At 55.2% G+C, this 19,406-nt stretch carries 19 protein-coding genes and 4 tRNA genes; 11 read left to right on the top strand and 12 right to left on the bottom strand.

Annotated features, from left to right (window positions below):
* Positions 1–12: 12 nt before the first annotated feature.
* The 3 genes from lapB to HVA01_RS12425 form a co-directional block, all read right to left on the bottom strand.
* Positions 13–1,218 carry a lipopolysaccharide assembly protein LapB gene (gene lapB, locus HVA01_RS12435; RefSeq protein WP_146875731.1) on the bottom strand — a complete coding sequence of 402 codons (1,206 nt, stop codon included), beginning with the start codon at positions 1,216–1,218 and terminating at the stop codon, positions 13–15.
* Positions 1,219–1,524 (bottom strand): lipopolysaccharide assembly protein LapA domain-containing protein, encoded by a 306-nt coding sequence (locus tag HVA01_RS12430; RefSeq protein WP_146875730.1) that lies wholly within the window; start codon positions 1,522–1,524, stop codon positions 1,219–1,221. It lies immediately after the preceding gene.
* A 98-nt stretch (positions 1,525–1,622) separates the two neighbouring features.
* Positions 1,623–1,919: an integration host factor subunit beta gene (locus HVA01_RS12425; protein WP_146875729.1), complete on the bottom strand. Its 297-nt coding sequence runs from the start codon at positions 1,917–1,919 to the stop codon at positions 1,623–1,625.
* 206 nt (positions 1,920–2,125) lie between these two features.
* Here HVA01_RS12425 and HVA01_RS12420 point away from each other — a divergent pair, with 206 nt between their 5' ends.
* Both HVA01_RS12420 and HVA01_RS17695 read left to right on the top strand, forming a co-directional pair.
* Positions 2,126–2,419 (top strand): FAD assembly factor SdhE, encoded by a 294-nt coding sequence (locus tag HVA01_RS12420; protein WP_146875728.1) that lies wholly within the window; start codon positions 2,126–2,128, stop codon positions 2,417–2,419.
* Positions 2,379–2,810, top strand: coding sequence for a hypothetical protein (locus tag HVA01_RS17695; RefSeq protein WP_246129607.1), 432 nt, complete (start codon positions 2,379–2,381; stop codon positions 2,808–2,810). Before HVA01_RS12420 ends, HVA01_RS17695 begins: the two co-directional genes overlap by 41 nt.
* Positions 2,811–2,812: 2 nt before the next feature.
* Here HVA01_RS17695 and nadB read toward each other — a convergent pair whose 3' ends face one another.
* The 7 genes from nadB to uvrY all read right to left on the bottom strand — a co-directional run bounded on the left by nadB (position 2,813) and on the right by uvrY (position 8,202).
* Complete coding sequence (gene nadB, locus HVA01_RS12410) at positions 2,813–4,408, bottom strand: L-aspartate oxidase (RefSeq protein WP_146875727.1); 1,596 nt, start codon at positions 4,406–4,408, stop codon at positions 2,813–2,815.
* Between the two features lie 167 nt (positions 4,409–4,575).
* A tRNA-Leu gene (locus HVA01_RS12405) sits at positions 4,576–4,662 on the bottom strand.
* A gap of 64 nt (positions 4,663–4,726) precedes the next feature.
* Positions 4,727–4,800, bottom strand: a tRNA-Cys gene (locus HVA01_RS12400).
* 86 nt (positions 4,801–4,886) lie between these two features.
* Positions 4,887–4,961: transfer RNA gene (locus HVA01_RS12395), tRNA-Gly, on the bottom strand.
* An 85-nt stretch (positions 4,962–5,046) separates the two neighbouring features.
* On the bottom strand, positions 5,047–5,595 hold the full coding sequence (gene pgsA / locus HVA01_RS12390; RefSeq protein WP_146875726.1) for a CDP-diacylglycerol--glycerol-3-phosphate 3-phosphatidyltransferase: 549 nt from the start codon (positions 5,593–5,595) through the stop codon (positions 5,047–5,049).
* Positions 5,596–5,693: 98 nt separating this feature from the next.
* The gene (uvrC, locus tag HVA01_RS12385) at positions 5,694–7,508 is read right to left on the bottom strand and encodes an excinuclease ABC subunit UvrC (protein WP_146875725.1); all 1,815 of its coding nucleotides are present in this window, start codon (positions 7,506–7,508) and stop codon (positions 5,694–5,696) included.
* 43 nt (positions 7,509–7,551) lie between these two features.
* The gene (gene uvrY / locus HVA01_RS12380; RefSeq protein WP_146875724.1) at positions 7,552–8,202 is read right to left on the bottom strand and encodes a UvrY/SirA/GacA family response regulator transcription factor; all 651 of its coding nucleotides are present in this window, start codon (positions 8,200–8,202) and stop codon (positions 7,552–7,554) included.
* Positions 8,203–8,410: 208 nt separating this feature from the next.
* Here uvrY and HVA01_RS12375 point away from each other — a divergent pair.
* A tRNA-Ala gene (locus HVA01_RS12375) sits at positions 8,411–8,486 on the top strand.
* A 119-nt stretch (positions 8,487–8,605) separates the two neighbouring features.
* On the opposite strand, the gene argF is transcribed toward HVA01_RS12375, so the two are convergent.
* Positions 8,606–9,523: an ornithine carbamoyltransferase gene (gene argF / locus HVA01_RS12370; RefSeq protein WP_146875723.1), complete on the bottom strand. Its 918-nt coding sequence runs from the start codon at positions 9,521–9,523 to the stop codon at positions 8,606–8,608.
* A gap of 165 nt (positions 9,524–9,688) precedes the next feature.
* Here argF and grxD point away from each other — a divergent pair, with 165 nt between their 5' ends.
* From grxD to HVA01_RS12330, 8 genes are all read left to right on the top strand, one after another.
* Positions 9,689–10,039 carry a Grx4 family monothiol glutaredoxin gene (gene grxD / locus HVA01_RS12365; protein ID WP_146875722.1) on the top strand — a complete coding sequence of 117 codons (351 nt, stop codon included), beginning with the start codon at positions 9,689–9,691 and terminating at the stop codon, positions 10,037–10,039.
* A 143-nt stretch (positions 10,040–10,182) separates the two neighbouring features.
* Entirely contained in the window at positions 10,183–12,111 is a 1,929-nt protein-coding gene (dnaX, locus tag HVA01_RS12360; protein ID WP_146875721.1) for a DNA polymerase III subunit gamma/tau, read from the top strand.
* 65 nt (positions 12,112–12,176) lie between these two features.
* Positions 12,177–12,503 carry a YbaB/EbfC family nucleoid-associated protein gene (locus HVA01_RS12355; protein ID WP_146875720.1) on the top strand — a complete coding sequence of 109 codons (327 nt, stop codon included), beginning with the start codon at positions 12,177–12,179 and terminating at the stop codon, positions 12,501–12,503.
* 3 nt (positions 12,504–12,506) lie between these two features.
* Positions 12,507–13,112, top strand: a complete 606-nt coding sequence (gene recR / locus HVA01_RS12350; RefSeq protein WP_146875719.1) for a recombination mediator RecR — start codon at positions 12,507–12,509, stop codon at positions 13,110–13,112.
* A 47-nt stretch (positions 13,113–13,159) separates the two neighbouring features.
* Positions 13,160–14,293 carry a ribonuclease D gene (gene rnd, locus HVA01_RS12345; RefSeq protein ID WP_146875718.1) on the top strand — a complete coding sequence of 378 codons (1,134 nt, stop codon included), beginning with the start codon at positions 13,160–13,162 and terminating at the stop codon, positions 14,291–14,293.
* Complete coding sequence (locus HVA01_RS12340) at positions 14,293–14,607, top strand: YcgL domain-containing protein (protein WP_146875794.1); 315 nt, start codon at positions 14,293–14,295, stop codon at positions 14,605–14,607. The genes rnd and HVA01_RS12340 overlap by 1 nt, the downstream gene beginning before the upstream one ends.
* Positions 14,608–14,619: 12 nt before the next feature.
* Entirely contained in the window at positions 14,620–15,195 is a 576-nt protein-coding gene (locus HVA01_RS12335; protein ID WP_146875717.1) for an acyl carrier protein phosphodiesterase, read from the top strand.
* Between the two features lie 34 nt (positions 15,196–15,229).
* On the top strand, positions 15,230–15,685 hold the full coding sequence (locus tag HVA01_RS12330) for a YcgN family cysteine cluster protein (RefSeq protein ID WP_146875716.1): 456 nt from the start codon (positions 15,230–15,232) through the stop codon (positions 15,683–15,685).
* Here HVA01_RS12330 and HVA01_RS12325 read toward each other — a convergent pair.
* The gene (locus tag HVA01_RS12325; protein WP_146875715.1) at positions 15,650–19,138 is read right to left on the bottom strand and encodes a putative bifunctional diguanylate cyclase/phosphodiesterase; all 3,489 of its coding nucleotides are present in this window, start codon (positions 19,136–19,138) and stop codon (positions 15,650–15,652) included. The genes HVA01_RS12330 and HVA01_RS12325 overlap by 36 nt on opposite strands.
* Between the last annotated feature and the right edge of the window lie 268 nt (positions 19,139–19,406).

Below are 19,406 nucleotides of genomic sequence, written 5' to 3'. Positions count from 1 at the left end.
ATAAGGTGCGTTTTATTCGCCCTCTACCCCAATGATGGGCTTAATCGTTCCCCAGTAGCGGCAGCTAGGGCACTGCCACTGTAGGGCATCGCTGGTAAAGCCACAGTGCTGGCAGCGGTGGCTGGGGCGATTAAGCAGCAGCGCATTGGTATGATGTTTGAGCAGCAGTAGGCGGGTGTCAGGGGAAGGCTTGCCGCTAAGCCGCTGGCTTTCGATATAGAGATCGATTAAGTAATCTAGCCCACCCAGGCTGGGTGTGGCACGCAAACGATCGCCAATCAGCTCAATGGCTTTGTCGACACCGTCACGCTGATGCACAAGCTGTCCTAGTTCAATAATGGTGCTGGTGTAAGGCGTTTGCTCCAGCAGTCGATAGAGGTGCGTCTCAAACCCCATCTCATCGTTATTGCGTAAATAGGCGTGCTTAAGGGCAGGCAACATGGTGGGAACATGCGTTATCTCCTGGCGCGGTATGTTGTCCAATCGCTCAATCGCGCGGGCATAGTGCCCGTTGTCCACCTCTAGCTCAGCCAATAGCAAGGTGGCTCGAACGCAGTTGTCATCGAGCTGTAGGGCTTTTTTAAGGTGTTTTTTGGCCAGCGCACGGCTGCCTTCATTAATCTTCTCTAACGCCAGTTCGCATAGCCAATGGGCCGCTGGACGCCGCATTTTGGGGTGTTGTTTAAGCAGTGGTTGAATAACGTCGAGGGCCTGCTGCCAAGCTTTTTCACGCTCTAATAAATCGACGAGCAGCTGCTTGGCGGTGTAGCGATGATGTTCATCACTGCTGTGCTCCAGCAGCGTCGTGAGCAGGCCCTGGGCGCGGTCATGGACACCCAACGCCATAAAGTCGCGGGCAAGTTCAAGCTGGATCTGTTCATTGGTATGTTGAGATAGGGCGGGGCGGGCTAATAAATTTTGATGGATGCTAACCGCTTTATCGGCTTCGCCACGGGCGCGAAACAGTTTGCCGAGGGCAATGTGGGTGTCAACCGTGTCGCTATTGACCGCAAGCACATTGATAAAGGTGTTGATCGCTTCGTCGGGCTGCTCGTTAAGCAGGTAATTCAGCCCGACGAAGTAATCGCGAGACAAGGCCTGCGAAGACGCCGCGAGCGAGTTTGGGCGATGTCGGCGGCGCCCAGCTTGTCGGTAACCTAGCCCGTAACCGATGGCGATAGCGACCAACAGTAAGCCTAGCAGCGCGGCATCTAGCATTTACGCCAGTTCCTTGAACTCCTGGGTGCGCAGGCTATCAAGCTCCTTGCGCTGCTGCTTGTTATGGCGGTGGCTGCTGGCCAACTTTGCTTTTAGCCGCACGTACACGCCTAGCATAGCGAGCATGCCTAGCACGACGCCGAGCACTAATGACACCAGCAGCCAAACGGAAAGCGATACCGCTGGTAGCTCCAGCCAAATGAGATTTAACCCAATGGTTTGCTGGTTATTAACCGCAAACAGGATGCCTACCAGTACAACTACCAGCAAAATGACGGCTAGAATCAGCCCTTTAATCCAACGCATGAGAGTTTCCTAGTCTGTGACGTTCGGGGTAGTGCTATTGTGTACGACTCGGGCGGCGACGTCATCCCGCATAAGGTCGGATAGCACAATAACCGACGCTAGTAGCCGAGTGCTCGACTCGCGTCGACCTGCTCACGCAGCTCTTTACCCGGTTTGAAATGCGGCACATATTTACCGTCTAAATTAACCGCATCGCCGGTTTTAGGGTTGCGCCCTACGCGGGGTTCCCGGTAGTGCAGCGAAAAGCTGCCAAAACCGCGGATCTCAACACGACCGCCACTGGCGAGAGAGTCGGTCATATCGTCCAGAATAATACGCACCGCCGTTTCAACATCTTTGGCGGACAATTCCGGCTGACGCATCGCAATTTGTTCGATTAATTCAGATTTAGTCATCGGTTGGCTCCCTGCGAACATTGAAGGCCGTGACACGCTCTCGACCTCGCTATTATTAAATTCAGCATACTGCGCAATTCGGTATAAAACAATTCAGATAAAACAAGGTTCTAGGTACTTCTTTAGCATAGGCGAAGGTGGGCGCTGGCGCGACCCCACAGCTTAGGTATACTGGTCTTTCATTTTTTAGATCGGAGCGGCTGACGTTGAACGATGACAATTCCCCAGCAGCCATATTGCGTAAACGGCTTTACTGGCACTCCCGGCGTGGTATGTGGGAGCTAGATTTACTGCTAATTCCGTTCCTTGAGCAGCGATTTGATCAGCTTAGTGAGTCAGATCAGCTGGCTTACGAGGAATTAATTAAAGGTGAGGATCAGGACCTGTTTGTCTGGCTGATGCACCGTGAGTGGCCCGAGGAGCCTAGCCAGCGGCGAATCGTACAAATGATTGTTGAGCATGCTGAAAGCACCGATAATTCTGCCTATCGTACCCTCTAAGTACTGGTTATTAGGGCAAAGTTGCTTGTGGGCGGGGATAGCGACGCTAAGCTACTGGGTGGGAGGCGGTCTAGCACTCATCACGGTCGTCGTGGTTGGCAGTGGTATTGCCTGGCGCGCTTATGTGCGTGAACCAAAAGGCGTGCTTTATCTGACAGCTGCGGCGCCGCTATTTCATGGCCGCTGGCTGCTGGGCGATCGGCAGGCAGAGGAAAGCGATCTTGTGCTCGATGAGGCGTTGAGCGAGGAGCATCAAGTGCGCTGTGACTATTTAGGCCCCTGGCTAATCGGGCTTTATGTGGGTAAGCAGCGGGTTTGGCTGTGGCCGGATAGCGCCCCGGCGGAAAGTTTGCGAGCAGTGCGTCGGCTTTTCCATCACCCAGGGCGCTAGCCCTATGGGGCTAATGCTTCTATCGAAAGCGACGAGGCAACGGCGTCGGGCCTCTGTTGAAGCCAGTCAGTGGTGTAATGCAGCCCGCGCGATTCATGGCGCTGCTGGGCGGCGAGCACCGTCAATATCGCTAACTGCAGTGCCTGGTGTAAGCGTTTGCCTTGCGGGCTTTTCAGAGCGTCTTCTAGTGCCTCCACGGTGTGTATAAGCCCCTTTAGTTGTGTCAGGGCGCTGCTTAGCCCGGCGTCGCTGCGCACAATGGAGACGTGCTGACTCATGATCGCCCGCATGCGCTGGCGTATATCGCTGAGCGCCGCGCTGGGTGAGGCGACAGCCGCTGCTTGCCTCAGCGGCTGAAACTCGCGATCGCCGGTTGTGTATTGGTCTGGTTGCTGCGCCGTCTGGGTTAGCAACGCCTGAGCACAGCTACGCGCAAACACCAGACACTCTAGCAATGAATTACTGGCCATCCGGTTGGCCCCGTGTAGGCCTGTGCAAGCGGTCTCACCGATGGCGTAGAGGTGCGCTACATCAGTGGCCCCTTGCAGGTCGGTCGCCACGCCACCGCAGCTATAGTGGGCGGCAGGCACCACGGGGATAGCCTGTTGGGTAATATCGATACCCCGAGAGGCGCAGTGCGCCAGAATAGTGGGGAAGTGATGGCGAATCGTCTGGTCGCCTAAATGACGAATATCCAGCCACACGTGGCCTTGTGTGCCGCGCTGTATCTCCGCGTCAATGGCGCGGGCCACCACATCGCGTGGGGCAAGCTCGGCGCGCTTATCCAGCGCGGGCATAAAGCGTTGGCCCGCTTCATTGAGTAAGTGCCCACCTTCACCGCGCACAGCCTCGCTAATCAAAAACGCCGGGCCGTCAGGGTCAAATAGGCAGGTCGGGTGAAACTGCTGAAATTCCAAGTTCATTAGCCGAGCGCCCAGCTCCGCCGCCATCATCATCCCCTCGCCGCTGCTAGGGGCGGGCGTTGTGGTGTGACGATAAAGGCCGCTGGCGCCGCCGGTCGCCAATACGGTATGGCGCGCAGTAAGCGAGTGCCACTGATGGTGAGGATCGCTGCCATAAGCGCCGCAGCAGCCGCCCTGGTTGTCTTGTAACAAACCCACCACGGTGAGGTCGTTGCGCTGGGTGATATTGCCGTGCTGAGTCACTTTGTTCAGCAGCGTATCCACCACGGCACGACCGGTGGCGTCGTCAGCGTGGATGATGCGGCGGGCATTGTGGCCGCCTTCACGGGTTAAATGATAAGGGTAACGGGCGCTCGGATCAGGGTCGGGTGTAAAGGGAACGCCGTTGTCAATGAGCCACTGAATGGCCGCGGGGCCGTGAGTGACGGTAAAGCGAACGGCCGACTCATCGCATAGGCCGTCGCCGGCAATCAGGGTGTCGTTGATGTGCGCGTCGAGGTCATCATCCGGCGAGAGAACTGCCGCGATGCCGCCTTGTGCCCATCGGCTGGCACCTTGATCGTCTTCGGCGGGGCGAATCAGGGTCACTGACAGACGGTCGGCTATTGCTAAGGCAAGGGTTAACCCGGCGACGCCGCCGCCAATGATAACGACATCGGATGTTGGCGTGCTCATAAGTGCCTGCTCCTTGTTCAAGGCAGGCATCATAGCGTGGCAATTAACGATTAGCGATATTTAGACACGAAAAAAAAGCGCATGAAAATGCACTGAAAATAGCTATTTGAAAAAAGAGGAGGGAGTAAAAGCGCACAGTCGATGACTGTGAAAAACAAAACTTGAAATGGTGCCCGGAGCCGGACTTGAACCGGCACGGGGTTGCCCCCGAGAGATTTTAAGTCTCTTGCGTCTACCGATTTCGCCATCCGGGCAATACATTACAAAGACATCGCAATGCTGTTTAGACCTGCTTTAAACACCACTGCTACACAAAGATGGAGGCTGGAGTCGGAATCGAACCGGCGTACACGGAGTTGCAGTCCGCTGCATAACCACTCTGCCATCCAGCCTCAAAAGTCGTTGGAGCGGGAAAGGAGAATCGATCGGACTGGCGCACCAGCTCACGACCCTAACTGCTTTACCACACTATCCAAGTTGGAGCGGGAAAGGAGATTCGAACTCCCGACCCTCGCCTTGGCAAGGCGATGCTCTACCACTGAGCTATTCCCGCTCGACTCGAGGGCGAATTATACGGATAGCCGTCAGCTTGTCAAACAATCAATGGGGCATTCCTTACGAATTGATATATCAGCAGCTTACATGGAGCGGCTGAGGTGCGGCCAAGCGGCTTTCAAGTACTGAACCATCGACCAAAGCGTTAGCATAGCGGCCGCGTACAGAACCACGACGCCCAGGAGCGCAAATTCATGCATTGGGGGGATCGCCAGTAATATTAGCAGTGACACCATTTGCAGCGTGGTTTTTAGTTTGCCTACCCATGAAACAGCCACCATCCCGCGCTTGCCCATCTCTGCCATCCATTCGCGTAACGCTGAAATGACAATTTCGCGGCCAATAATTACCAGGGCTGGCAAGGTAAGTACGAGCGTTTCATAGCGCTCGATTAACAGTGCGAGCGCCACGACGACCATCAGCTTATCGGCCACCGGGTCTAGAAAAGCCCCAAACGGGGTGGATTGATTCCAGCGGCGTGCTAAATAGCCATCCAGCCAGTCGGTAATCGATGCCAGGGCAAACAAGCCAGCCGCAATGGGCATACTCCAGCTGAAAGGCAGGTAAAATAGCACTACCAGCAGCGGAATAAAGGCGATTCTAGCCAATGTCAGTATGTTGGGTATATTCATCGCAGGAAGGCGATCCTTGCAGGAAAATCATAGGATTCGAAGTGTCTGGGCGCCATTCTATCCCCCTTGGGCGGCGGCATCCATGCCGAGGGGGGTGTTTATCCATTGAGTGCCCGATAAATACTTTCGGCTAACGATGCATTAATCCCCGGTACGCGTGCTAGCTCATCGCGGCTGGCCTTTTGTACCCCCTGCAGGCCGCCAAAAAAGCGCAGTAACTCGCGTCGGCGTTTGGGGCCGATACCGGGAATATCCTGCAACGTAGACGTGCGCCTCGCTTTGTCGCGCTGGGCGCGGTGGCCGGCAATTGCGAAGCGGTGCGACTCATCGCGAATATGCTGAATCAGGTGCAGGGCGGGCGATGCAGGGTCCAGGTCAAGCGGGTTGTCGGCGGTTTCCACATACAGGCTTTCAAGCCCGGCTTTACGCGTGGTGCCTTTGGCCACGCCCAATAAAATAATGTTAGTGATGGCGAGCGTTTTGAATACCTCGCGGGCCATATTGAGCTGCCCTTTGCCGCCATCCACGATCAGAATGTCGGGGGCAACTGCTTCACCGCTTTTTACGCGCTTGAGGCGGCGTGTGAGCGCTTGCTGCATGGCGGCGTAATCATCGCCGGCGGCAACGCCTTCAATGCGGAAATGCCGGTAGTCGCTTTTACGCGGGCCCTGGTGATCAAACACCACGCAGGAGGCAACGGTGGCTTCGCCGTGGCTATGGCTAATATCGAAGCACTCAAGGCGCTGCGGCGTCTCGTCTAGCGCCAGCGCTTTTTGAAGCGCGGTAAAGCGCTCGGTAAGTTGCGTTTGATTGGCCAGCTGCGAGGCCAGTTGCTGTTCGGCGTTGGTGATCGCAAGCTGTTGCCACTGAGCGCGATGCCCCCGCACCTGACTGGTGACGCGAATGCGCTTGCCCACCTGCTGGGTCAGCGCCTCGGCGATAAGCTCGCTGTCGTCCAGCGGGTGGCTGGTGATGACTTCGCTGGGCACGTTATGCGGCTGGCCAAAATAGTATTGACTAACCACCTCGGTGAGCAGCGTTTCGAGGGGTAAGTCTAAATCGTTTTTCGGGGTGTGATGGCGTGCGCCCAGCAGCCTGCCATCGCGAACGCTTAATACCGAAACGCCTAGCGCGCCGGGGCGCTGGGCGAGGGCGAAAATGTCGGCGTCACCGCCACCGGTGTCAACAAACTGGCGTTGTTGTAGCTGGCGCAGTTGCTGGACCTGGTCGCGAAGGCGGGCGGCTTCCTCAAAATTGAGCGCTTGGCTGGCCGCTTCCATCGCCGCCATCAACTCCTGGGTAACATTTTCACTTTTGCCTTCCAGGCACATCACCGCGTGTTCAACATCGCGCCGATAATCTTCGGCAGAGATATAGTCGACGCAGGGAGCGCTACAGCGCTGTATCTGGTACTGCAAACAGGGGCGCGAGCGGTGGGCAAAGACGCTGTCTTCGCAGTTGCGGATACGAAATATTTTTTGCATCAGCGCAAGGCTTTCCCGCACCGCGCCGCTGCTGGGATAGGGGCCTAAATAACGCCCGTCGTCACTGCGCTGGCGGGCGCGCTTGTACTCAAGCGCCGGGTAGGGGTGGCGGTCGGTGACAAACACAAAGGGGTAGGACTTATCGTCGCGCAGCAAAATATTGTAGGGCGGGCGCAGCTGCTTGATCAGTGTTTGTTCGAGCAGCAGTGCTTCGGTTTCGGTGCGCGTGACGGTCACTTGAACGTCGGCGATACGCGACACCATCGCCTGGGTTTTGGTGTTCAGCTGGCCGCGAAAATAGCTGGACAGGCGTGCTTTTAAACGCTTGGCTTTGCCTACATAAAGCGTGTTGCTGTGTTCATCAAGCATGCGGTAAACCCCTGGCGAGGTACTTACTGAGCTTAAGAACTGTTTTGAATCAAAGGTCATAGCAGCGTGTCGGTGCCCGGTAGCAGCAGGTGAAGAAGGGGGGTTAAGTTTGGCTTGCGTCAAACCCCTCGACCAGCCCATAGCGGAGCGCTAAATGGGTAAGCTCAACGTCAGTGGCTACCGCTAGTTTATCAAAGAGTCGGTAGCGGTAGGTATTTACCGTTTTGGGACTTAAATGCAGGCGATCAGAGATGTCTTGTACGCGCTGGCAGTTGACGACCATAAGGGCAATCTGCAGCTCGCGGTGGGAGAGGTGGCTAAACGGGTTATCTTCATTGGTAAAGTGCGACATGGCCAGGCGTTGGGCGATTTCCTTGCTTACGTGGCGGCGGCCGTGGAATACCTGCCGGATGGCGTCGGTCATTTCGATCGCATCCGCGCCTTTGCTCAGAAAGCCCGAGGCACCGGCTTCCAGCATGCGGCGTAATACGCTGTCTTCCATGTGCGCCGTTAGGATGATGATTTTAACGTCTTTCATGCTGCGATTAATGCGGCGGGTGGCTTCAAGCCCGCCGATGCCCGGCATACGGATATCCATTAACACGATGTCGGGTTTTAAATGGCGACACTGTGTGACCGCACTTTCGCCGTCGTCAACCTCGCCGACAATTTTAATGTCACCCTCTTCATTAATCAGGTGCGCAATGCTGGTTCTTACAAGGTGATGATCATCGGCGATGAGTACACTGATCAAGGGACAGGCTCCTGCATGGGAACATCGTGGGCTTAGGTGTTGGCCTTGAGCGCTACATGGTTGATAAGCTGATATCTTATCAATCTAATCTAATATAGAGTGCCACATCAAACGGCAAAGGATAATTAGTTAACCCGTGATGGCACAAAACTTGACCGCGGTAAGTGTTCATCGTAGTATCCGCCTCGCTGCTTAAAGAGCGGTATGTGGGGCCTTAGCTCAGCTGGGAGAGCGCAACACTGGCAGTGTTGAGGTCAGCGGTTCGATCCCGCTAGGCTCCACCATCATTTGAGACAGCCGATTTTAGCTAAAAAAGCCTCGTTACTTAAACGAGGCTTTTTTTCGTCTTCGCATTTTTTCGTCTTTTTGCTTTATAAAGCGACGTTTACTCAGCAACCGCTTATTAGGCAACTTTGCCAAGCAGTAAAAACTCGATCAACGCCTTTTGGGCGTGCAGACGGTTGCCAGCTTCCTGCCAGACCACGGCGCGTGGGTCGTCGAGCAGCGTTAAGCTGATCTCTTCGCCGCGATGCGCGGGCAGGCAGTGCAGGAAGAGTACGTCTTGGTTCGCCTGATCGAGCATCGCTTCATTGACTTGAAAGCCAGCGAAGTCAGCCTCACGTTTTGCCTGCTCTTCCTCTTGGCCCATGGAAGCCCAGACATCCGTCGTGATCAAGTCGGCATCTTTGACGGCGGTCTGAGGATCGTGGAGCAGGGTGACGTGGTCGCCAGCGGCGGCCATGATGTCGGCGCGGGGCTCATAGCCTTTCGGGCAGCAAATGCGCAGATGAAAATCGAACTGGCGAGCCGCATTGATCCAGGAGTGGCACATATTATTGCCATCACCGATCCACACTGCTGTACGCCCTTTGACGCTGCCGCGCAGCTCCGTCCAGGTCATCACGTCGGCGAGCAACTGGCAGGGGTGATAATCATCGCTCAAGGCGTTAATCACCGGTACGCTGCTGGCGCTGGCGTAGGTTGCCAGCCCGGCGTGGGAAAAGGTGCGGATCATGACGGCATCGACCATTTCCGCGAGTACCCGAGCGGTATCTTCAATTGGCTCGCCACGGCCCAGCTGGGTATCGCGCGGAGAAAGAAACAGTGCGTGGCCGCCAAACTGTGCCATTCCCGTTTCAAACGAAACCCGCGTACGCGTGGATGATTTTTCAAAGATCATCGCCAGGGTACGGTTAGGTAATGGTGTATAAACAGGACCTTGGGCCTTTAGATTGATTTTGATCGTAATGGCGCGTTGGATCAAATAATCCAGCTCATCCGGGGTCAAATCTAGCAACGTCAGGAAATGGCGTGTCGCCATAAGGGCTTTTCTCCGCGCAAAACCCTATCCTAGCGATGCCGCAGGGGATGCGCAACGCGAACGGCATGCGTAGAATATGTTCACACGTTAAAGCCGAGTGCTTCACTCAGGTACTGTTAGGTGCTGAGTGAGTGGGCATTGGCCATTTAAATGCGAGGAGATTGTATGAGCACCACAGCCGAAAACATTCAGCGTCAAATTAGTGAAAACCCGATATTGATCTTCATGAAGGGGTCACCTCAGCTGCCCCAGTGCGGTTTTTCTGCCCAGACGGTGCAGGCATTAATGAGCTGCGGCGAGCGCTTTGCGTTCGTTAACGTCCTGGATAACCCGGATATTCGTGCGGAACTGCCCAAGATTGCCAACTGGCCGACATTCCCACAGCTGTGGGTTGAAGGTGAACTAGTGGGTGGCTGCGACATCGTGGTTGAAATGCACCAAAACGGCGAGCTGGAAAAGCTGGTGAAAGAAGCTGCTAAGCGCGCCGGGGCCGAAGAAGGTGGTGATAACGCTTAAGCGTTATCGACCCTCTGCTTTTAGTAGCAGGTTGGCGGGCTGCAGTGCAGCCGCTAGAATGACGCTTTGTCATGCATCGTGGCACTTGCCTTGCTGCCTCGGCAGCGTGAGGTAAGTCAGCCCGCCGAAGGATGTACCGCTTCATGAGCTATCAGGTTCTGGCCCGCAAGTGGCGGCCTCGCACATTCCACGAACTCGTGGGCCAGGCCCATGTTCAGCGTGCCTTGGTCAACGCGCTTGACCAAGGCCGTTTGCATCATGCCTACCTATTTACAGGCACGCGCGGCGTGGGTAAAACCACGCTCGCGCGTATCCTTGCCAAATGTTTAAACTGCACGGCCAACGGTCGTGGAGACGAAGGTATTACGTCGACGCCGTGTGGTCAGTGCGATAGCTGCCGAGCCATTGATGAGGGGCGCTTTGTTGATTTAATTGAGGTGGATGCCGCCTCAAGAACCAAAGTAGAAGATACCCGTGAGCTGCTCGACAATGTGCAATACGCGCCTACTCAAGGGCGCTATAAGGTGTACCTAATTGATGAGGTGCACATGCTGTCTACCAGCAGTTTCAATGCGCTGCTGAAAACCCTGGAAGAGCCGCCCCCGCACGTTAAGTTCCTGCTGGCGACGACCGACCCGCACAAGTTACCCCCGACGGTGCTCTCGCGCTGCCTTCAGTTTACCCTCAAGCATATGCCACCGGAGCGCGTGGTTGAGCACCTTACCTACGTGTTGGGCGAAGAGGGCGTTGCGTTTGACGAAAGCGCGCTATGGTTACTCGGGAAAGCCGCCGAAGGTTCAATGCGCGATGCCATGAGCCTGACTGACCAAGCCATTGCCTTTGGCCAGGGGGTGATTCGACATGCGGACGTTGCCGCGATGCTGGGCACCCTGGATCATCGCCATATCCTCGCGCTGGCCGAAGCCTTGGCGGATGTCGATGTGCAGCGGCTGTTGGCTGAAGTGGCGCAGTTAGCCGAGCAGGGGCCTGATTTTGCTGCGGTGCTGGATGAGCTGTCGGGTCTGCTGCACCGGCTGGCGGTGGCGCAGATGGTGCCGGATGCGGTGGAAAACAGCCACGGTGACCGTGACATTATCCTGCAGCTGGCGAGCCGCTTTACCGCCGAAGATATCCAGCTTTATTACCAAATTGGTATTCAGGGGCGCGGGGACATGGTGCATGCGCCTGATCTGCGCAGCGCCTTGGAAATGACGTTGCTGCGTATGCTGGCATTTCGCCCCCAGGGCGTGCCGAAACCACCGCGTACGCCCTTGCCGCTGCGCCCTGAGCCAGCGACGGAATCCGCGCCACCCGAGGCTGAACGACAGTCAGAAGTGCCGCTAGAATCGCAAGCTGAGCCACCGGTCCAGCCATCAGCGCCGGCCGCTGAAGAGGAATCGCCGCGCCAAGAACCGCCGCCTTGGACAGTGGGAGCAGAAGCAGACATACAAGCTCAAGCTGAAACTGAAACTGAAACTGAAACAGAACTGACTGAGGCAGGTACGTCCCAGCATGCTGCCGAACCAGCGCCTGCTCCTGAGCCAGAAGTTATACCTGATCCAGCGCCTGCTTCTGAGTCTGCGCCATCGCCTGAAACTGTTCCTGAGCGAAACGATGCGCTAGACCCACAGCCGCACGTTTCGACTGCTGACATGTCAGATAACCCATCAGGCGCACTTGATAATGCGCAGTGGTTGCAGTGTTTTGACTCCCTGGGCTTGGGCGGCTTGACGCGCAACTTAGCGGGCAATTGTTTGGTAGAGAGCGACGATGGTACGCTGCTGACGCTGCGCTTAGACCCAAGCCAAGCGGCCATGCAGGCAGAAGTGCACCAAACGCGTATTGAACGTGCACTGAAGGAACAGGGCATGCCGCGTCGGGTGGCATTTTACGTGGCCGAGTTGCCCAACCGCCAGGAGACGCCGCGCCAGCGTGAAGAGCGGCTCGGTCAAGAGCGTCATGCTCAGGCGGTTGATCTACTCAACCATGACCCCAATGTACAAAAGTTACAGCAGGCGTTTGGGGCAACGCTGATAGAATCCAGCGTCAAACCCGCTAATGAGCTGCGTTAGTCGCATACTTTCCTATACTCAGTTTTGATGGATGTACGTTATTCAACCCCGTTGGAGATCAGACCATGGTTAAAGGTGGAATGGGCAACTTGATGCAACAAGCCCAAGAAATGCAGGAAAAAATGCAGCGCGCCCAAGAAGAAGTGGCTAAAACCGAGGTACAGGGCGAAGCGGGGGCTGGCATGGTGAAGGTCACCATGAACGGTCGTCACGACGTATCCAATGTCTCCATTGATCCCAGCGTAATGGAAGAAGACAAAGAGCTATTGGAAGATTTGTTAGCGGCCGCGGTTAACGATGCGGTACGCAAGCTGGAAGTCAGCTCTAAAGAGAAAATGGAAGAAGCGACCGCCGGTTTGAATCTTCCCCCCGGCTTTAAGATGCCGTTTTAAACAATGCGGTTTTCTCCTCTCGTTGAGCAGCTGATGGAGGCTTTTCGCGTATTGCCAGGCGTTGGGCCGAAAACGGCTCAGCGAATGGCAATGCACTTACTTGAGCGCGAGCGCCCAGGTGGTCAGCGTCTTGCGGCCGTGATTCAACAGGCGATCGAGGAAGTTGGCTATTGCCAACGCTGTCGAACGCTCACGGAAGCCGACATCTGCGCGCTGTGCGAGAGTCCGCGCCGCGACGATACGCTGCTCTGTGTGGTGGAGTCGCCGGCTGATCAACTGGCTATTGAAGAAGCCGGTGGCTTTAAAGGGCGCTATTTTGTGCTTCATGGGCACCTTTCGCCGCTGGATGGCGTAGGTCCTGAATCGATTGGTTTAGACTTGCTCGAAGCGCGCGTTGCAGAAGGGCTCATTGAAGAGGTGGTGTTGGCGACTAACCCGACTATTGAGGGTGAAGCGACGGCTCACTATATTGCGTCGCTGCTATCAGAATACGGCGTCAAGCTCTCGCGGCTTGCTTATGGCGTCCCTATGGGCGGCGAGCTGGAGTACGTTGATGGCGGTACCTTGAGCCGTGCGTTTAACGGTCGTTTACCGTTTGCCAGTGAATAGGCCTACTTAAAACGCAAGCGCGGTAGCGTTTGTGCCAACTTGGAAGAATGCTTTTGTCCTCTCTTACCCCCTCTTATCAATGGCTTGATACTCCAGATGCGCTTGATGCGGCATGCGAGCAAGTAGCCGATGCCGCTGTGATCGCTCTGGATACCGAGTTTTTTCGAGAGAACAGCTTTTTCCCAGTGCCTGCGCTGATTCAGTTTACCGCGGGTGAAGAGGCTTATCTGATTGATCCGGTGGCCGTGCCGTGTACCGATCGCTTTCGTGCCTTGCTGCAAAATAGTGCCATCAAGCTACTGCACGCCTGCAGCGAAGATCTGGAAGTCTTTCAGCACTGGGCGGGCGTATTGCCTGAGCCGTTAATTGATACCCAGGTGGTACAAGGGTTTCTGGGCGAAAACCCCAGTATGGGGTATCAGAAATTGGTTGAATACTGGATGGGCGAAACCCTGCCGAAAGAGGAAACCCGTTCCAACTGGCTAGTGCGTCCGCTGACCCCGGCGCAATGTGACTATGCCGCGCTGGACGTTATCTATTTGTTAAAAGTGTGGACGCTGCAGGCTGAAAAGCTCGCCATGCTGGGGCGCCGCGAGTGGGTCAATGCTGAGTGCGCCAGCTTAATTGAGCAGGCAGGCCGTAGCGTTGACAACGATCAGCAGTGGTATACCCGCCAGCGCCAGCTATGGCGGTTAACGCCTTGCCAAATAGAGGCGTATCGGCTAATGACCACCTGGCGGGAAGGCGAAACACGCCGCCGTAATTTGCCGCGTAACTGGTTGATTAGCGATAAGTTGCTGTTTGCGATCGCTGAAAAGATGCCTACTAACCGCTTTGAGCTGGCAGAGGTTGAGGGCATTAAGCCCGTGCTGATTAAAAAAGAGGGGGATGCACTGCTGGCGATGGTCAAGCAAGCCAAGCACTGCGATGAGCTGTCGCTGCCCGTGCGTTGGCCTGATCCTATGCACCCATCTTTCAAGTCACGTTTTAAAGCGCTCAAGAAAGTAGTGACCACTAAAGCCGGGGATTTGGGGGTAGCGCCAGAAATACTAATGCGCCGCCGCGATATAGAAACCCTGGTAATGCAGGATTTGGCGGGTGAGCCTTTCAGCTGGCCCAGTGGCTGGCGGGGTGACTGTTTAAATGCCGCGCTGGCCCAAGCCCTTGAGGAACGCCCATGATGAAAGACAAAATGATCTGCGAGGTTTTCAAAAGCTCGCGGAAAGATGAGACGTATTTATACGTTGATAAGCGCCAAGGTCTGACCCAGGTTCCAGAACCGCTGCTTGAAACCTTTGGCAAGCCCGTGCCGGTTTTTACCATGCTACTGACCGCAGATAAAAAGTTGTCACGGGTTAACGCGGCGGACGTGGTGGAAGGGATCAAAGAAAGCGGGTTTTATTTGCAAATGCCACCGCCCAAGGAGGCCTATTTGCTCGATGTGCATCGTGCGCATGTTGCTTCGCGCCCTGGTTCAAGCCCTGATGAATCGTAACGACAGCCGATTATGAATTTTCTGGCTCATGCTTGGCTGGCCCGCGAGGGTAGCGATGATTTTCTCTACGGCAATCTCATTGCCGACGGTGTCAAAGGGGTCGATTTAAGCGATTGGTCGACTGCCACGGCATACGGTATCCGTCATCACCGCCGCGTTGATGCCTGGGTGGATAGCCATCCTCGGGTTGTTGGGGCCCGGCGGCGCGCACCGGCTGCACAGCGCCGATACGCCGGTATCGCGTTGGATATGCTGTGGGATCATTACCTAGCCCGCGACAAGGCTGACCAAAATGAACAGGAAGCGCTGGTGGAGCGTTGCTATTGCTTGCTTTCAGCCCGCTCAGCGCCCAACCGGCTGGCGGGCATGATGCCACTGCTGGTCCAGCATGATTGGTTAAGAAACTACGCTGACTTTGAATTTACCTGCCGTGCCATTGCGGGCATAGGCCATCGGCTAAGCGGGCCTAACCGGCTGGCCGAATTAGTGCCCTGGCTACGCGACGACTATCAAGCGCTTGAAGAGGATTTTCAGTCCTTATGGCCAGCGCTATTGACGACATTAAGTCAAACAGACACGCCACGGTAAAGCGTATTGCCCCATGATGGTGAGGGAGAAGACGATGGAAACCACAATGCGCGAACGCTTTTGGGAGCGCTTTAGCCTTGAAGAGCTGACGCCCCAGGAATGGGAAGCGCTCTGCGATGGCTGCGGGCAGTGCTGCCTATTAAAGCTGCACGACGAAGACAGTCAGGAGTTAGCGGTGCTGAATGTCGCTTGCCGTCTGTTGGACACCCACAGCTGTCAGTGCAGTGATTATCCCAACCGTTTTGACAGCGTACCCGACTGTACGCAACTGACGCCGGCGTTGGTCAAAGAGTTCACCTGGCTGCCGCAAAGCTGTGGCTACCGGCGTGTCGCCGAAGGTCGCAAACTGGCGGGCTGGCACCCGCTTTTGAGTAACGATGCCGAGCGTGTTCACCGTAAAGGGATTAGTGTCCGCAGCTTTGCGGTGTCGCAAGATGAGGTGCCCGAGCAGCAGCTAGAGTCGCACATCATCGCTGTGCTGCCGATGTAATTCCAACCACGTCTGAAGCGCCGCAAAAGGCATGGGGCGTGCGAATAGATAGCCTTGGAAGACATCGCAATTTAACGCTGCCAGCTGTTGCTGCTGCTGGGGCGTCTCCACACCTTCCGCCACGACCACCAGCTCAAGATGGTGGGCTAAGGCAACAATGCCTTGTACAACGGCGGCGTCTTTACTGTTGCTGGCAATACTGTTGATGAAGCTGCGATCGATTTTTATCTTATCAATCGGTAAGTGGCGCAAGTAACTTAAACTTGAAAAGCCGGTACCAAAATCGTCTATCGCAATGCTTACACCCAATGCTCGTAGACCATGCAGCGACGCAATTGCTGCATCGGTATCGTTCATCAAAATACCTTCGGTTAACTCAAGTTCAAGCGAGCTGGCGCTTAGCCCAGTGGCCGCTAGCGTATTGCTGAGCGTGTTGAAAAAACTCGGCCGGTGAAACTGCACTGGTGAAAGGTTGACGGCCATGCGGCAGTGTGGCGGAAGCTGTGGCTCAAGCGTAAGGAAATCCCGTGCGGCGCGCTCGATAACCCACTGGCCTAGCGCAATAATTTGGCCCGTCTCTTCGGCAATGGGAATAAACAGGTCCGGGGGTATAAGGCCTTTTTCAGGGTGGTTCCAGCGCAATAGTGCTTCAAAACCGTGAATGTTTCCGGCGCGTGTTAACAGCGGTTGGTAATGCAGCTCAAACTGTTCGTTGAGAATCGCTTCGGGTAAATCATTTCTTAGCGTCACTCGCTGGGTCAGTTTTTGGTTAATATCCTGGGTGAAGATTTGCAAGGTGTTGCGGCCTTGCTGCTTGGCTTTATACATCGCCATATCGGCCTGCTGAATTAGCTCTGCCGGGTAAAGCAAGTGCTTATCATTAAGGGAAATGCCAATACTTGCCGAAACATACAGCTCATGGCGACCAATGCAATAGGACTGGGCAAGTGCTTCAAGCAGGCGTTTAGCAATATCTTCTGCTTGCTGGGGGCTATCCAGGTCCGGCAGGAGCAAGACGAACTCGTCCCCGCCGAGGCGGCAGAGGGTATCGGAAGGCCGGATTGCTTGTTCAAGCCGATGGGCAACGTGGATAAGGATCTGGTCACCAATGCCATGGCCGAGCGTATCGTTAATCGGTTTAAATTCATCGAGATCGATAAACAGGACGGCTAAATGCTGCTGATGACGCTTGGCGAGTTCAACATCGTGGCGTAAGTGATCTTCAAACAGCGAGCGATTGCCAAGGCCCGTCAGTGCATCGTGGGTGGCATGGAAAGCCAGTGCGTTTTCATGGTCGCGGCGTTCCGATATATCATTAATGCTCGCCACAAAGTGCGTTACCACACCGTCAGGGGCGCGTACTGGGGAGATAAATAGGTTGTTCCAGAACGCTTGGCCGTTTTTACGGTAGTTGCGAATCGTTAAAGTGATGTCCTGCTGCTGTTCAAGGGCCTGCTGGATCGCATCAATATTTTTCGGATCAGTATCTTGACCGTTTAAAAAGCGGCAGTTTAAGCCTTTTATGTCGTCAAGTTGATAGCCCGTGATGGCGACAAAGGCGGGATTAACATACAAAATTGGGTAATCGTCCTGCAGCGCTTCACAAATCACAATACCATTGCTACTGGCTTCCAGGCTGCGCTGGTAAATACGCAGCTGCGACTCCTTTTGACGTAATGCCGTCATCTCTTTGGTCACCCCGAAAACGCCGACTACCTCATCCATGACCACGGTAGGTAGAAACGAGACATCCAGTTGACGGGGCTTGCCCTGTTGGCTGATCACTTCCAAGTCGAATCGCTGCGCAACGCCTTGCAACGCACGCTGGAAAGCAGCGTCAACGGTGGGGTGGCTTTCGGCTGGAACGAAACCGCGCCAGTGACGGCCGACGATATGTGCTTCGCTACTCTCCAGCAAGGTGACGACGGACTGGTTGACGCTTAAGAGACGGCCGCTCAGGTCCAGGGAAAACACCGCATCGGGGTTTTGCGTAAACAGCGAGCGAAATCGCTGCTCGCTGTCTTGTAGCGTTTCTTTGGCTTTTGAAAGCTCGCGAGAGCGTTGGGCTCGCGCAGCTATCAAAGCAAGACTGAAAACCAGCTGATAGGTCAGCAGTATCCCGAAAATGCCCACGCCTGCGGCAATATAGTTGGCGAGCGTTGCAGGTTGATCGGAACGCTGAGTGAGGCTCAGGTTGAGTATTGTTCCACCCGGTAATACGAGCGTGTGATCTGTCAGGGTTGTCGTTGGTGGGGCCGTCCCCGCCGCGGGCAGCAATCCGTTACCTTGGTCAATTAGGTAACCGTTAGTATGCGTTATATGCAGTGTAAAGGTGCCGTTGACCGCGCTGGTTCCGTGGTCAATGAGTTGGGCCGCATTGATGGCAGACACCAGTCGGTAGTCTTGACCAGGGGGCTGAATGGAGAGAAGCGCTCGAGTGGGGTGTTCATGGTCGGGAAACGACCACTGTAAGGTGCTTCGCTGCTGATAGAGCCATGTCAATGTGGATAAGGTGTCTAGCTGTTTATCCAACCAGAACAGAGCGTTGTCATGGCGAGCGCTGCGCCAGCTATTATTTGCTGGCGGCGTTGAGAAGGCGATCGCTAATAGGTTGGGGTAATCTGTCCAATAGCGGGCTATTTCTCGGCGCCGGGACGCGGTGTCGGTAAAAACGTCGTGCCATCGCTGAGCTAAACGCTCCAGCACAATGGCCCGCGACACCATTGTTTGCTCAATGTTGATCGCGATGCCTTCCAGGCTCAGGTGGGCACTTTGACGCGTTTCTTGATGCTGATTCCAACTCACTAAAAACCAGCCACACATACTCAGGCTAACGCCAATAATACCCGCCAACACGGCGGCACTGCTTAACGAGGCTTTAAGATGAGGGATATGGAAGCTCACCATCAGCATGGCGATCCCGAACACGAAGCAAAGTAGCCCCGAAATCAGCGCGCTAGCACGTGGCAACCATGCAGGCACTGGCAAATTGTAGTAGCTGGCTAAGGTAATACAGCCAATTGCCCACAAAAACATTCCGCCTAGCTGCCAAAGGCGACGTTGCCATCTTCCCTGCGATCCTACCCAGAGGCAAAGCCCTGCCATTACGAGCGTTGGGACGGCTTGGTTGGGCAGTAGCGGGTGGTTGCTGAGTAAAGAGATTGCCTTAGGTGAGGTGTCCAGGGCGTTATGTAATAGCGTGTAGCTGGCAAGCACGACGAGGGCTAGAGCGGCCGCTTGGCGACAGCGTGTAAAGTTGACCATCACCGCACTCAGCCCTAGCCCGCACAAGAGGATGGCCAGGCCGCTATCGGGTAACAACGTGAGCGATTGTGGCTGGTGAACATCAGGAAAATAGCCGAGCAAAAAGCCACCGGCGCCAATCACGATGGTGGTCACCAGCAGCGTCAGTAAGCCTGCTTGAAGGGCAAGCTCGCGATTATTGACGTTCATCGACAATTGTTCACAAAGTCGCCGTCAGTGCTTTTAAAACTAACCATATCATATACCTACCGTATTATTTTTGATGCCAAGCGGGCCATTCAGGGCCTTGCGATAGCCTGGAAAGCGATGAATCGCCCTACACAGAGTTTGGTCGTATTGTCAGCCGAGCACTTGATATCTATATTGCCCCATCGGCTCAGATATACCTTACCCTACTCAAAAACTTGTGCGTTATTCTTGGTTTGTATGGTTTTTGTACGGTGTTTTGGCCGGGATG

Origin of the sequence: Halovibrio variabilis (genome assembly GCF_007991175.1) — a bacterium.
In the GTDB taxonomy this organism is placed as follows: Bacteria; Pseudomonadota; Gammaproteobacteria; order Pseudomonadales; family Halomonadaceae; genus Vreelandella; species Vreelandella variabilis.
Note: the sequence above shows the minus strand (reverse complement) of the source record. Positions and strands in the feature narration are given on the sequence as shown.